The 14066-nt window shown below is 69.7% G+C and carries 6 protein-coding genes; all 6 read right to left on the reverse strand.

Annotated features, from left to right (window positions below):
- Positions 1-61: 61 nt before the first annotated feature.
- Complete coding sequence (locus AC5Y36_RS06520) at positions 62-3226, reverse strand: arabinosyltransferase domain-containing protein (RefSeq protein ID WP_500040052.1); 3165 nt, start codon at positions 3224-3226, stop codon at positions 62-64.
- Positions 3223-6498 carry an arabinosyltransferase domain-containing protein gene (locus AC5Y36_RS06525; protein WP_500040053.1) on the reverse strand — a complete coding sequence of 1092 codons (3276 nt, stop codon included), beginning with the start codon at positions 6496-6498 and terminating at the stop codon, positions 3223-3225. Before AC5Y36_RS06525 ends, AC5Y36_RS06520 begins: the two co-directional genes overlap by 4 nt.
- A gap of 111 nt (positions 6499-6609) precedes the next feature.
- Positions 6610-9876: an arabinosyltransferase domain-containing protein gene (locus AC5Y36_RS06530; protein ID WP_500040085.1), complete on the reverse strand. Its 3267-nt coding sequence runs from the start codon at positions 9874-9876 to the stop codon at positions 6610-6612.
- A 37-nt stretch (positions 9877-9913) separates the two neighbouring features.
- The gene (locus AC5Y36_RS06535; protein ID WP_500040054.1) at positions 9914-11845 is read right to left on the reverse strand and encodes a galactan 5-O-arabinofuranosyltransferase; all 1932 of its coding nucleotides are present in this window, start codon (positions 11843-11845) and stop codon (positions 9914-9916) included.
- The gene (gene dprE2 / locus AC5Y36_RS06540; RefSeq protein WP_500040055.1) at positions 11845-12606 is read right to left on the reverse strand and encodes a decaprenylphospho-beta-D-erythro-pentofuranosid-2-ulose 2-reductase; all 762 of its coding nucleotides are present in this window, start codon (positions 12604-12606) and stop codon (positions 11845-11847) included. Before dprE2 ends, AC5Y36_RS06535 begins: the two co-directional genes overlap by 1 nt.
- Positions 12607-12620: 14 nt before the next feature.
- Complete coding sequence (dprE1, locus tag AC5Y36_RS06545) at positions 12621-14024, reverse strand: decaprenylphosphoryl-beta-D-ribose oxidase (RefSeq protein ID WP_500040056.1); 1404 nt, start codon at positions 14022-14024, stop codon at positions 12621-12623.
- Between the last annotated feature and the right edge of the window lie 42 nt (positions 14025-14066).

The raw sequence follows: 14066 nt of genomic DNA on the forward strand, positions 1-14066 counted from the left end.
GCACCTGGACGACGCGACACGCCGGTACCGCGTCGTCTACGTGCCGCTCGCGGCCAAAGGATTACGCCTTGTAGCGGATGTTGCCGGGGGACCACCAGCCGCTGCGGGTCGCCTCACCCAGGTCGATGTCGGCGGGCACCGCATCGACGATGGTGTCGAACTTGCGCAGCGACCCCCAGTCGCGGCCCCAGTCCCGCGACAGGTAGGTCGCCATCACATGCGCACGCAACAGCAGGTCGCTGATACCCAGCAGGCCGCCGTTGACGCCGTCCTCCCAGGTGTCGGTGTCCTGCTTCTTGGCGGTGTAGTCGGGGGTGATCCGGTACTTCGGGATCTCGGTGACACCGTTGACGTGCAGCATCGGGTGCTGGCAGGGGAACGCCAGGCCCACCGCCCAGTCCAGCAGCACCGGCTGCGTCGAACCGACATACTCCTGCAGCGACCGCACGTCGGGCACCCGCGGCGGCGTCACCGCGATCCAGTCCCGCGGGGTCAGCGACGCATCCTCGGCCACCACCCGCACCGCGGTGGCGTCGGCCGGAATCTGCGAGCGGGCGAACCGCAGGTTGCGCCACGCCTCGGGCTGCTCGCCGTACAGGTCGAACGGCACCAGCCGCCCGCCGGGCACCACCAGCCCGTCGGGGCCGGGCTTGCCGTATTCGAGCACCACGGTCTGCCCGGGCGTGTACCCGTGCAGCACGCTGATCCCGGAGATCACGCCGGCGGCGGTCACCACCACCAGTGGATGACCGTCATCGGCTGCCGGCAGCCGGTACCACGCCGATGCCAGCTTGCTCAGCTGCTGTGGACCCGACGTGTAGGTTCCGGCCAGCGGAACCCGCTTGGGGTCAAGGCCATACGGCAGAGGCACGGTGGACCCGTTGATACCGGGGGTCTTCAGCTTGGTCGGCCCGAACCAGTCGTAGTCGACGCCGGGCTTGGTCATCGTCATGTGAATCGCCTCGGCGATCGTGTGTTCCGGAACGCCGTCCGGGGTGAAGCCGGTGGCGTCGGAGCCGCCCAGCGGGCCGAGTGCCCCGTAGTCGCCGGGCAGCGGCGTCATGTAGCCGTCGTTGGCGTCCGGTTCGACCAGCACATCGTCGGCCAGCCCGCAGCCGCCGACGAATGCCCGCACGTTGGCCCAGCCGTTGGAATAGGTCGGGTACTGCCGCACGATCCCGGCGACCATCGAGGCGATGAACACCAGCACCATGAAGCCGGCGACGACCGGGATCGGTGCGACGGTCAGCGCGCGGGCCACCCGCCCTTCGCCGTGCTCCCGGGATGCGAAGTGCAGCCAGAATGTGTACAGCGCCGACAACGCGAACAGCACGAAAATGACGGTGCTGACCGTCATTCCGCCGATACGCGGCATCGTGGAGTTGAACGGCACGCCGTAGCTGGACACATACCACCAGCCGTTCGTGGTGGCGAAACACAGCGACAGCGTGAACAGCAGGGCCGTGACGAACGCCCACCGGTTGCGCGACCAGCGCAGCACCGCCGGCGACACCAGCACGGTGACCAGCGCCGCCATCGCGCCGGCCACGGCCGCGAACAGCCCGAAGTGGTGCACCCACTTGGTGGGGGTGAACATCAGGAAGAACATGGTGCCGAAGATGACGCCCATCAGACGCCACGCCGGGCCGCGCGCCACCCCGGCAACCCGCTTGCGGCGCAGCATGACGAACACCGCGACAAACAGACACAGCGCGGTGATCAGGAACCCGAACCGCCGCGACAGCGACCCGTCGACGGTGGGCAGGATCAGGTAGTAGTAGCGCAGGTTCTCGGTGTACCAGGCCTGGCTGGGGCCGATCGCGCTGCGAACCTTGGTGGCTTCCAGCACCCCGCGCAGGGTCTGGTCGGCGAACACCACGGTCAGCACCACCACACCGGCGGCCAGCAACGGCAGCAGCAGCGGCCAGGTGCCGACCTGCCGGCGGCGGCGCACCAGGATGCGCAGGATCGGCCGGCCACCGGCGACCAGCGCCGCCACGGCGATCAGCCCGGTCGGCTGGATTCCCAGGGTGAAGGCGGCGGTGATGATCGCCATCGCGGCCGGGATCAGCCGCCCGGTGTTCATCGCCCGCTCGATCAGCACGTAGGTGATCAGCGAGCCGACGGCGATGATCGGCTCGGGCCGCAGCCCGTTGTTGAACGGCATCCACGCCGCCAGCAGCACCGTCCCGGCCGCCCACATCGCCGGGCGGCTCGACACCACCGCCGGACCCAGCCGTGGCAGCACCTCACGCGACAGCAGCAGCCAACACACCAGCCCGGCGACCAAGTCGGGCAGCCGGATCCAGATGCTGGCGTCGCTGACCTGGGTCATCAGCGCCAGCAGGTTGTAGTACCAGCCGAACGGGTCTTCGGGGCTGCCGAACCAGCGGAAGTAGTTGCTCATGTAGCCGGCGTGCCCGGCCACCCGCGCCATGCCCAGGATGTAGCCGTCGTCGGATGAGTTGGCGCCGATGACGTACCAGAGCAGGAAGCCGGAGACCACCGCGACGTCGGCGCCGCTGAAGAAGCGCCATCGCGCTGGGATGAGCCGGCGCATATGCCTGCCGTCCATCCGGTCCAGGCGCCACAGCGCCACCAGCGCGATGATCGTCGCGAGGATGGCCACGATCATGGCCGACAGCTTCAACGCTGTTGGCTTGGAGGAGAACCGGGTGTCGATGGTGGCCGAGAAGCCGAGGCCGTCGACCGCCGGCCCGGTCAGGTCGGTGAAGACCCCGACGACCTGCGGGCGCAGGTTGGCGTCGGTCCAGCCGCCGTCGTGACCGGGCAACCCGACGAAGGTGGCGAACGTGCCCGCATGCGAGGAGCTGATGTCGATGTGCTGGCAGCGTCGCGCCTCGATCAGTTCCCTTGGCACACTGGCGATCACCACGTTGCGGTCGGTGATGTCGAGGCGGCCCTTGCTGACGGTGACGAACAGGCCCTGCAGCGCGGCTTCCTTGCCCTTGGCCGGCGCGGTGCCCAGGACCAGCCCGCCCTCCGGCGGCATGGAGCGCACCACCGAGCAGGGGATCGTCGCGACCATGTCCACCGGGGTCAGCGAGATCAGCGGCGCGGTCACGTTGTTGATCTGCCCGTGCTGCGGCCAGTTCAGGGTTGCGGTGGTCTGCTCCACCGGCAGCAACGGTGTGGCCACCGACAGCACGAACCCGATCAGGCCGGCGATGGTGGCCACCCAACGGGTAAAGCGGATGCCGCTCATGGCAATGCTCGAATCGGTCCGCGCCGGGACCAGCCCGGCACCGTGCTCACGCCCTGCTCGATCACCGCGTCCGGAGCCCGCTCGGTCGACACCAGGCGGTGGTACTGCTCGACGGATCCCCAGTCCCGGAACCAGTCGCCCTTCAGGTAGGTCGGGATGGTGCTGGTGTACAACAGCTCCACCGTGAACAGGAACGGTCCCCCGTCCTCGGCGGACTGCCAGGTGTTCGACGATCCCGCGGTCTGCTTGCGATCCGGCAGGATGCGGTACGCCGGAAGTTCGGCGACGCCCAGGTGTTCGGAGAACGGGCGCTGGCACGGGAAGTTCGCGCCCGTCGCGACGTCGAGCAGCACCGGGGTCTGTGATCCGATCAGCTGCTGCAGGGTCTGGGTCACCGGGATCCGTGGCGGGGTGAAGGCGAACCACTGGTCGGTGGACAGGTTGGGGTCGGTGGCCACGATGCGGGCGACGTCGGCCTGCGGCGGCGCCCAGGCGAGCGGGAACCGCAGGTTGCGCCAGGCCCGTTGCGGCCCAAGGTCGATCGGCTCCACGATGCCCGCCTGAGCGACGGTGCCGTCCGGTGCGGTGATGCCCCACTCCAGTTTCAGCGGCTGCCCGTAGGACAGCGTGCCGTCCTCCTCGTGCGACCAGATGGCACCGGCCGCGGCGACCACCACCAGCTGCCGCTCCGGGGTACGCGGCCCCAGCTGATACCACACCGAGGTGGCGTGCGCGGCGACCTGATCCTGCTTATAGCTGCCCAGCACAGGGGTTTTCGCCGGGTCGAGGCCGAACGGCAGGATCACCCGCGACCCGTTCACCCCGTCCGGTGCGTCCGGCGGAATGCGTCCGCCGGCGGTTCCGGCCGCGTCGGTGATGGCGGCGTTGGGGCGGTCCGGGGAGGCGTCGGAGTTGACCAGCCCGGGCTTGACGCTGATCGGGTCGGACTTCAGGTCGTCGGCGACACCGTTGGGGGTGAAACCGACCGGGTCGACGCCGCCGAGCGGACCGTCGGGCCCGAACTTCTGGCCCGCAACCGGTTGCAGCAGACCGGCTGTCGTATCCGGCTCGGCCAGCACCTCGTCGGCCATGCCGCAGCTCGACAGCCCGGAACGCAACGCGGCCAGGTTCGCGCCGGCCGTGGTGTAGGTCGGGTAGCGTCCGACGAAACCCTTTGCCATCGAACCGACTTCGAGTAGCACCATGATGACGGCCACCACCAGCAGCGGGGTGGACGCCAGGACGCGGTTGCGGCGGGTGTTGGCTACTTCGGTGTGCCCGGCGTAGTCCAGCCGGAAGTGTTGCCAGGCGGCCAGCAGCCCGGTGGCGATCGACAGCGCCAGGAACATGGAGGTGACCGGGTGGCTGGCGATGACGGGCTGGATGTCGAACCACGGCACCCCGTAGGCGCTGGCGTAGAACCAGCTGTTGTACCCGGAGGTGGCCCAGGCCAGCAGGAACAGCAGCGCGGTCACATACAGCGACAGGTTGCGTCGGCTGTGCAGGCCGATGCGGGCGAACGCGAACGCGGTGACCGCGCCCAGGGCACCGGCCAGCCCGGCGAACGCGCCGAACTGGACCACCCACTTGGTGGGGGTGAAGTGCAGCAGCAGCAGGCCGATCGCGACCGTGCCGAGCAGCCGCCACACCGGCCCGCTGGCCAGGCCCGCAACCTTGCCGCGCCGCAGCAGCACCACCAGCACACCGAACAGCGACAGCATCAGCACCAGCACCGCGAACCGCCGCGACATCGACCCGTCGATGGTCTCCAGCGTCAGGAAGTAGTAGCGCAGGAAGTCCTGGTACCAGGCGACCGTCGGGCCGACCACGTATTTGATGCGCGCCGATTCGGCCACCGCCGCCAGCGTCTGCGACCGGCAGATCACCACCAGCACCAGCGTGGCCGCCGCCACCAGCGGAGCCAGCAGGGCCAGGGTGCCGTCGGTGGCACGGCGTCGGGCGATGATCGCGGCGATGGCCCGCGCACCGGCCAGCAGCGCCGCGAGGGCGATCAGTCCCTGCGGGGCCAGCACCGCGGTGAAGGTCGCGACGACGATGGCCAGCGCGGCGGGGGTCAGGCGCCGGGTGGCGATCGCCTTCTCCACCAGCACCCAGGTGAGCAGCGCGCCCAGCGCGATCAGCGGCTCGGGCCGCAGGCCGTTGTTGAACGGCAGCCAGGCCGCGACGAACACGGCCGCCGCCGTCCACACCGCCACCCGGTTGCCGGCCAGTCCGCCGCGGGCCGGGCCCAGCCGGCGCAGCACGAAACGGCTGATCACCAGCCAGGTCGCCACCCCGGCCAGCGTCGCGGGCAGCCGCATCCACACCCCGGCCGTGCTGACCTGGGCGAGGTGGGACAGCAGCGCCGGATACCAGTCGAACGGGGCCTCGGTGGCGCCGAAGAACCGGTAGTAGTTGGCGACGTAGCCGGCCCTGCCGGCGACCCGCGCGATGGTCAGGTTGTAGCCGTCGTCGGAGGAGGTGGCGCCGATGATGTGCCACACCCCCAGGGCGCCGATCACGCCGATGTCGGCCAGCCAGGTGGCGGGCCCGACGTTCCACAGCCGCGCCCAGTTGCGTGGCGCGCGTCGACCGTCGCGCCTGTCCAGCACTGCCAGCGCGACGATCGCGGCCAGCACGCACAGCACACCGAGCCCCATGGCCGCCGCCTTGAGCGGGGTGGGGTGGGTGATGAAGCGGGTGTCGATATCGATGCGGGCCGACAAGCCGGGTTGGGCGTCGGTTTTGAGTTCGGTGAAGATGCCGGCGACCTGCGGTTTCTTCTCGACTGGCAGGGTTCCGGTGGCGCCGGGGATGCCGACGAAGTCCGCGCCCACGCCGCCGATGTCGGCCCAGATGTGCAGGGTTTGGCAGGTTTGGGCCGGTGCCCGCTTGGCCGCGGCGGCGACGGTGTCGCGGAAGGCGACGAACACGGCGTCCTTGGTGGCCCGCACGAACAGCCCGCTCTTGGTGGCGTCGACCCCGCCGGCCGGGACCGTCGAGACCACCAGGCCGCCGTCGGCGGGAAGCGTCGCGATGGCCGCGCACGGGATCCAGATGTCCAGGGTCTGCGGCGCGCCGGCCACCAACGGGGCGGTGATATCGCTGACGTGGCCGTCGTGGCTGCCCTGCGGCCACGAGATGGTGGCGGTCGTCTGCTTGACCGGCAGCAGGGGGACCACGGCACACAGCAGGGCGCCGACGGTGCCCGCGATGATGGCGATCAGCCGGGCGATCCGGACGCTGGATCGCGAGGTGTCGTCGTGGGGCACGAGGGTCGATGGTATTCGACGCTTTATCGTCGAGATCGACGCCACCGCGGAAAAACACGAGTGGACATCGCGCTGGTGTCGATCTCGGCGCAGAAAAGCAGAAAAGAGGCGCTAGGTCTTGCGCAGCGGAGCCGGGCTCCACAGGCCGCTGCGGGTCGCGGTGCCCAACTGCAGCTCCGCCGTAACCGCATCGGGGTAATACGGCGTCAACCGCTGCAGGGCGCCCCAGTCGCGGAACCAGTCGTCGCGCAGATAGGTCGGCACGGTGCTCGCCTTGACCAGCAGCTCGGTGATGCCCAACGGGCCGCCGCCGATGTTGTCCATCACCGGCGAGTTGGCCTCGGCGCCGAAGCGGTCCGGCAGAATCCGCCACTTCGGTGTCTCGGTGATGCCGTTCTGATGCCCGAACGGCCGCTGACACGGGAACGCCAGCCCCACCAGCCAGTCCAGCAGCACCGGGTCGGTGGAGCCGACGACTTCCTGCAGGGTGCGCAGCTTGGGGATGCGCGGCGGCGTCACCGCGATCCAGTGCTGGGGCGCCAGGTCGTCGTCGGTGACCACCAGCCGGATCTGGGTGGCATTCGACGGGATCGCCGACAGCGGGGCCCGCAGATTGCGCCAGGCCGGCGCCGGCCCGACATCACCGAACTGGACGGTTCCACCCGGCTTGCCGTCGGCCGCCCCTTGATCAGAAGCCCACTCGACGGTGACCTCGTCGGCGTCGAAGCGGCCGGCGGCGGTGACCACCAGAAGCGGGCTGGCGACGTCCCGGGCCGGCAGACGGTACCAGGCTGAGCGCAGCACCGCGGGCACCTGAACCCCGGGATGCCAACTGCCCAGCACCGGGGTGCGGCTGGGGTCCAGGTCGTAGGGCAGCCGGGCCCGTGACCCGTTGACACCGGGGGCGGTGGTGCCGCCCTCGGTGCCGGGCTCGCTGCCGGTGACCACCCCGTCGTCCTGGAACCCGCCGCCGGGAGGCGCCATCACCGGGTCCGCGGAGATGTCGGTCGGCACGCCGTTGGGGTCGAACCCGTCGTTGCGCCCGGCGCCCAATGCCTGCCCGACGGGCGCGCCCACCGGCGCCAGCAGCCCTTCGGCGGGCTTCAGCTCGACCAGCACATCGCTGGCCAGCCCGCACGTCCGCCCGGTCAGGGCCTGCAGATTGGAGCGGCCCACCGACCAGGCGGGGTACTGGCTGACCATGGCCAGGGTCAGCGACACCACCTCGAAGACCACCAGAAGCCAGGAGGCGATCGCCAACGGGGACTGGATGATCCGGGAGCGGGCCGGCCCCCCGTCGTTCACGAAGTGGAACCAGGCCGCCGCCAGCAACACCAGCACCGTCAACCCGAACAGCACGTTGGCGAACGCCAGCCGCCACTCCGGGAACGCATTCGACCAGGGGACCCCGAAGTTGGACACGTACCACCAGCCGTTCACGCTGGCGAACGACAGCGCCAGGATGAACAGCACCAGCGCCGCGAACAGGGTGCGGTTGCGTCGGGACCGCATCGCCGCCGCGCTGACCGCGACCGCAGCCAGCGCCCCCAGCGAGCCGGCCAGCCCGGCGAACACGCCGAAGTGGTGCGTCCACTTGGTGGGGGTGAACATCATCGCGATGAACGAGATGGTGGTGATGCCGACGATGCGCCGGCTGGGCCCCGCGGCGGTGCCCGGAATCCTGCCCTTGCGCAGCGCCATCGCCACCGCGACGGCCAGCGCGACCACCAGCGCCAACACCCCGAAACGCCGCGCCACCGATCCATCGGGGGTGTGCATCAGCAGCCGCTCGTAGCGCATGTACTCGTCGAACCAGGCCAGGCTCGGCCCGACCGCCGATTTGAGTGCGCTGGCCTGCATTTCGCTGGCCAGGGTCTGGTCGCGGAAGATCAGGATGGTGGTGACGGTGGCCGCGGCCAGCACCGGCGCCACCAACGGCAACAGCCCGAACCGTTTGGAGCGGCGCGCCAGGATGGTGCGCAGCGGGCCGACGGCGACCATCAGGGCACCGATGGACGCGATCCCGGTCGGCCCGGAGAACAGGGTCAGCGCGCCGATGATGCAGGCGACGGCGACCGGCAGCAGCCGGCTGGTGGCCACCGCCCGTTCCACCGAGCACCAGGTCAGCAGGATGCCGACGGCGATGATCGGCTCGGGCCGCAACCCGTTGTTCAGCGGCAGCCAGAACGCCAGGAAGAGCCCCGCCGCCGTCCACGCCGCGGCGCCGCTGGTCTTGACCGCGTGACCCAGCCGGGGGATGACTTCGCGGCTGATCACCCACCAGCAGGTCAGCGCCATCACCAGGGTCGGCAGTCGCATCCAGATGCTGGCGGTGGACACATGCGCCCACAACGCCAGCAGGTCGTAGTACCAACCGAACGGCGCCTCCGGGGTGCCGAACCAGCGGTAGTAGTTCGCCATGTAGCCGGCGTGCTCGGACACCCGGGCCATGGTGAGGATGTAGCCGTCGTCGGCGGTGTTGGCGCCGACGAAATGCCACCACACCAGGACCGCGGCGACCAGCGCGTCCAGCGGTCGCATCGACCACCAGCGCGGCGGCAGGAAGCGTCGGTGCCGGCTTTGATCAGCGGTGTCCAGGATGTGCAGGGCGATCAGCGCGATGACGGTCAGCGCCACCCCGAGGATCATGGCGGCCAGCTTCAGCGCCGACGGGGAGCTGCTGTAGCGGGTGTCGACGGTCGCGGAGAACTCCAGCCCGGCCGGTGCGGGCCCGTCGAGGTCGGTGAAGACGCCGACGATCTGTGGACGAAAGTCGTAGCCGCCGCGCTCGCCGCGCAGCGCTTCACCGGGGTGATCGGCGTTGGGCCCCTTTTTGAGCCCGACGAATTCGCCGGTCACCTTGTCGGCGTGCGCGGTGAAGACCAGGTGCTGGCAGGCCGGCGACAACACCTGGCTCAGCGGCGCCACCACCACCGGGGTGTTGCGGACGATGACCAGCAGGTCGTCGTTGGCGCGTTCGATGAGCAGGCCGCGGTCGATGGCTTTAGGCGCCTGCTTGGGCACCGTCGACAACAGCACCGAACGGGCCTTGGTCAGCCCGGCGGCGGTCTGGCAGGGCACGGTGATGGTCAGGTCGGTGGCGACGTAGCCGATCAGCGGCGCCTCCACACTGCCCAACTCGCCGTTCTGCGGCCAGGTCAGCTGCGCCGTGGTCTGCGTGACCGGCAGCAGGGGGGTCAGGATGGCCAGCAGGGTTCCGAGCAAGCCGGCGACGACGGCGACGGTCCGGGTGACCCGGTGGTTTACCCGGTCGTCGGCGGATGGGCGCGCGTGGTCGCTTCGCTCTGCCTCGCTGCTACCGGCGCGTGTCACGGGTCTAGATGGTAATTGGCCGGTACCGCAGCCCCCGCCGGACATCAGCCGACGCGCGGGCAGCAAGGCTCTAACGCCGGGTCTACGACGGTGGCGTCCGGATCGCCAGCACGAACGGGCCGATGCTCGTGACCGTGAAGCGCGGGTCCTTGAACAGCGCCGCGTCCAGTTCGACGGTGTAGCGCCGCACGTTGGGATGGTTGGGGTAGACGTCCTCGGCCAGCCGCAGCGTGTAGCTGCCGCCGGTGCCGTGGCGCAGCAGGAACACCGTCGGCGCCGGCCAGGCCAGGGTGTCCAGTGCGTGGGTGAACTGATCCGCGGTCTTGAGTTTGGACCAGCTCTTGATGGCGGCGGCGCGCTGGTCGAACTGGGCCAGTGGGTTGGCGTAATGCGATGTCAGACCCTGGAAACCCCAGTACGGATAGAAGGACAGGAAGCTGTAGTCGGCGGTCAGGACGACGGTCTGATCGCGCGGTTTCTGAGTGATGTCCGCTATGGCTTCATCGATCTCACGGTAGTACTTCTCCGATGCGGGCGGCCGACGGTCGCCGCGCTGCCCGGTGCCGTCGGTGTCGGTGTAGGCGACGGTCAGGTCGGGGCGCAGCACGTCGGGAATGTCCTGGCTGAACGCCAGCGCCCCGGCCAGCCCGATCGCGGCGGCCACCGGGAGCACACCGCGGCTCCGGGGCCGCAGCGCCCGGGTCAGCTCGACGAAGCCGAACACCCCGGCGGCGGTCAGCAGCACGGTCAGGGTGGGTTGCAGCCGGAAGCTGAGCAGCGTGGTGCGGGCCAGGGTGGTCAGCATCGACAGCAGCGACCAGGCGTACACGCTGAGCACACCGATCCCCAGCGCGGCGGCCCGCACCGAACTTCCGGCGCGCACCACCAGCCACAGCGTGCCCAGCAGACACAGCGCGCCCAGCAGGGTGAACTGCAGCATCGGGAAGGTCAGCTCGGCGCCGTCGGGCGGCAGGTAGTGATATGCGCTGCCGGTATGGGGCACGCCTTCCCGGGCGGCCCGCAGCACAAAAGGCGACCAGGTGGTGGCGGCGATTGCGAGCGCGATGACGCCGATGACGGCCAGCCTCAGCAGCGGGTCCAGCGCCGCCCTCAGGCCGTCGCGGCGGGCACGGGCCGCCGCCAGCACCAGCGCCATCAGCGTCACGGTGAACGCGCTGAAAGCCACCAGCAGGGTGTAGGAGGTGGCCGCGAAGCCCAGGAAGATGCCCGCCCCGACGACAGCGCCCCAGCCTTTCCCCGCGAGTGGCACTCTGGCGACGGGCTGGTCGGCGTGTCGGTCGTCAGATTGCCACTCGGCAGCAACGCGGCCCGCGGCCCGCAGGCCCGACCAGGTCAGCACCAGCACCGGCGCCAGCAGCACGGTGATGATCGCGGCGTAGGGCTCCGGCGAGCTGTAGGCCAGCGTGACGGCCGCGGTCGCGATGGTGACGATCAGCGCGAACTCGAAGCGGATCAGCCGGGTCCACAGCACCAGGGCCACCGCCACCGCCATGGTGATCGAGGTGATCGCCCATGGCTTGTACATCTCCCAGCCCGGCATCCCGGTGAACGCGGCGGCCCGCCCGCCGAGCCAGAACCAGCCCGGCGGATAGAACGGCGGCAGCCCGCTATAGGTCATGTCGCGCAGCGCGGGGCTGTCGGTCAGGCGGGTCAAATACTCGGTGCGGAACTGCTGGTCGACGGAGATACCGAACAGGTACAGCTTGGTCGCGCCCAGCGGCATCCCCAGCGTCACCACCGAGAACGCCGACACGAACACCACCGCTGCCAGCCGAGCCAGCCACTGCCGTCCGCGCCGGTACAGCCAGCCGCAGCTGGCCAGCCCGGCCAGGCAGCCGACTTGCCCGACGGTGGTCAGCGCGTGCAGCTGGTTCGACGACGGGTAGGCCGGCCACTCCACCCGGCCGATCGCCATCAGGGCGACCACCGCGACGACGGCGGCCAGCGCTGCGGCGACGATCATCTGGCCGATGCTGGCCAGCGCGTTACGCATCAGATGGGCAGCTTGCGAAAGATCGCCCGCGGGACGTGCCGCAGCACCATCATCACGTAGCGGAATGCGCCTGGCGCCCAAACCAATTCCTTGCCCTTGGCCGCCGAGGTGACGGCCAGGTCGGCGACGTAGTCTTTGTCGACGGTCAGCGGCGCTTCCTTGACGTGCGCACTGAACCGGGTACGCACCTGGCCGGGCCGGATCACCAGCACCCGCACGCCGTCCTCCCGCAACGCCTCACCGAGGCCGAGGTAGAAGCCGTCCAGGCCGGCCTTGGTGGAGCCGTAGACGAAGTTGGTCCGCCGCACCCGCTCACCGGCGACCGAGCTCATCGCGATGATCTGCCCGAAGCCTTGGTCGCCCATCCGGTTGGCGAGCAGCACACCCACTGAAACCGCTGCGGTGTAATTGATCTCGGCGACCAGCACGGCCTTGCGCTGGTCGTGCCAGAGTTCCTCGGCGTCGGCGTCCATCCCGAATGCGACGATCGCGACGTCCACGTCACCACCGGCGAAGGCCTGCTCGATCACCGCGGGGTGGCTGTCGGTGTCCAGCGCGTCGAAGTCGATGACCTCCACCGATTTCGCGCCGGCGGCGTCCATCTGCTTGGCGGCGGCCTCGCGGCCCGGATCACCGGGCAGGCACGCCAGCACCACGCGGGCGCGCGCATTACGCAGGTAGCGTTCGCAGATCGCCAGCCCGATCTCGGAGGTGCCGCCGAGCAGCAGAATGGTCTGGGGGTTTCCGGTCGCGTCGATCAAATCGTTGAGCCTTTCTACAGCAATTCGAGGCGTCTGGCCATGTCCGAGGCGAAGACTCCGTGCGGGTCCGCCTTGCGCCGCAACGCAATCCACTCGTCGATACGGGGATACATCCGATGGAAGCGTTCTGCGTTGACCCGGGAGTCCTTGGCGGTGTACACCCGTCCGCCGAATTCCATGACCCGGTCGTCGAGTTCGTTGAGGAACTCGTTGACGCCGGGCTTGTTCGGGAAGTCCATCGCGACATTCCAGCCGGCCATCGGGAAACTCAGCGGGGCGTCGTTGCCGGGACCGAAAAGCTTGAACACGTTCAGCGCCGAATAGTGCCCGCTGGTCTGGATCCAGCGAATGATGGCCTTGAACTCCTCCAGCGCGTCGGGCGGCACCAGGAACTGGTGCTGCGCGAAACCCGCTGGGCCGTAAGAGTTGTTCCACCCGCTGACCAGGTCGAGCATGTGGTAGAACTGCGACAGGTTCAGGATCTTGCCGGTGTAGTTGCCGCCGAGCCGGTAGTACACCTCGCCGATCGCCATGAAGGACAGCTTGTTCATCGCGCTGATCGGGAAGATGTTCGGCACCGTCAACAGTTGCGGCGCGTCGAATTTCAGCGGGTTGCGTGCCAGCTTGGCCGGCAGCTGGTCCAGCGTGGCCAGGCTGCCCCGGCTGACCGATGCGCGGCCCAGTTTCGGTGCTGGGCTGATCAGGTCGAACCAGGCGCTGGAGTAGGTGTATCGGTCGTCGCTGCCGTCCAGGTGCACCGCGACGGTCTCGTCGAGGTCCTTGGTCGCGACGCCGTCGGCGATGAAGTAGGCGGTCTCGGTGCGGGTCATCGCGATGCGGGCGCGCAGCACGATCCCGGTCAGGCCGTTGCCGCCGACGGTGGCCCAGAACAACTCGGCGTCGGCGCCGTCGGGGGTGATGGTGCGCACCTCGCCGTCGGCCATCAGCAGGTCGATGGAGCGGACGTGGTTGCCGAAGCTGCCGGCGCTGTGGTGGTTCTTGCCGTGGATGTCCGAGGCGATGGCCCCGCCGATGGTGACCTGCCGGGTGCCGGGCAGCACCGGCACCCACAGCCCGAACGGCAGCGCCGCCTTCATCAGTTGGTCGAGGCTCACTCCCCCGTCGACGTCGGCGATCGCGGTGCCGGCGTCCAGCGAGTGGATCTTGTTGATCGGCGTCATGTCGACGACGACGCCGCCGCCGTTCTGCGCCTGGTCCCCGTAGGAGCGGCCCAGCCCGCGCGCCAGAATCCCGCGGCGCAGGTGCGCGGGGCTGTCGGAGTTGGCGTCGGCTACCTGCGTGACGACCTGCGCGATCTGCTCCACGTCCGGGGTGGACAGAACGCGCGCAACCGTCGGCGCGGTGTGGCCGAAACCGGTGAGTGCGCGCGGCGTCAGGGCCGGGGTCTGGGTAGACATCGCAGGCAAGGGTACCTGGGTCGGGGGGCCGCGGCGGGCGCG

The sequence above is a fragment of the Mycobacterium sp. NGS50 genome (genome assembly GCF_059812545.1).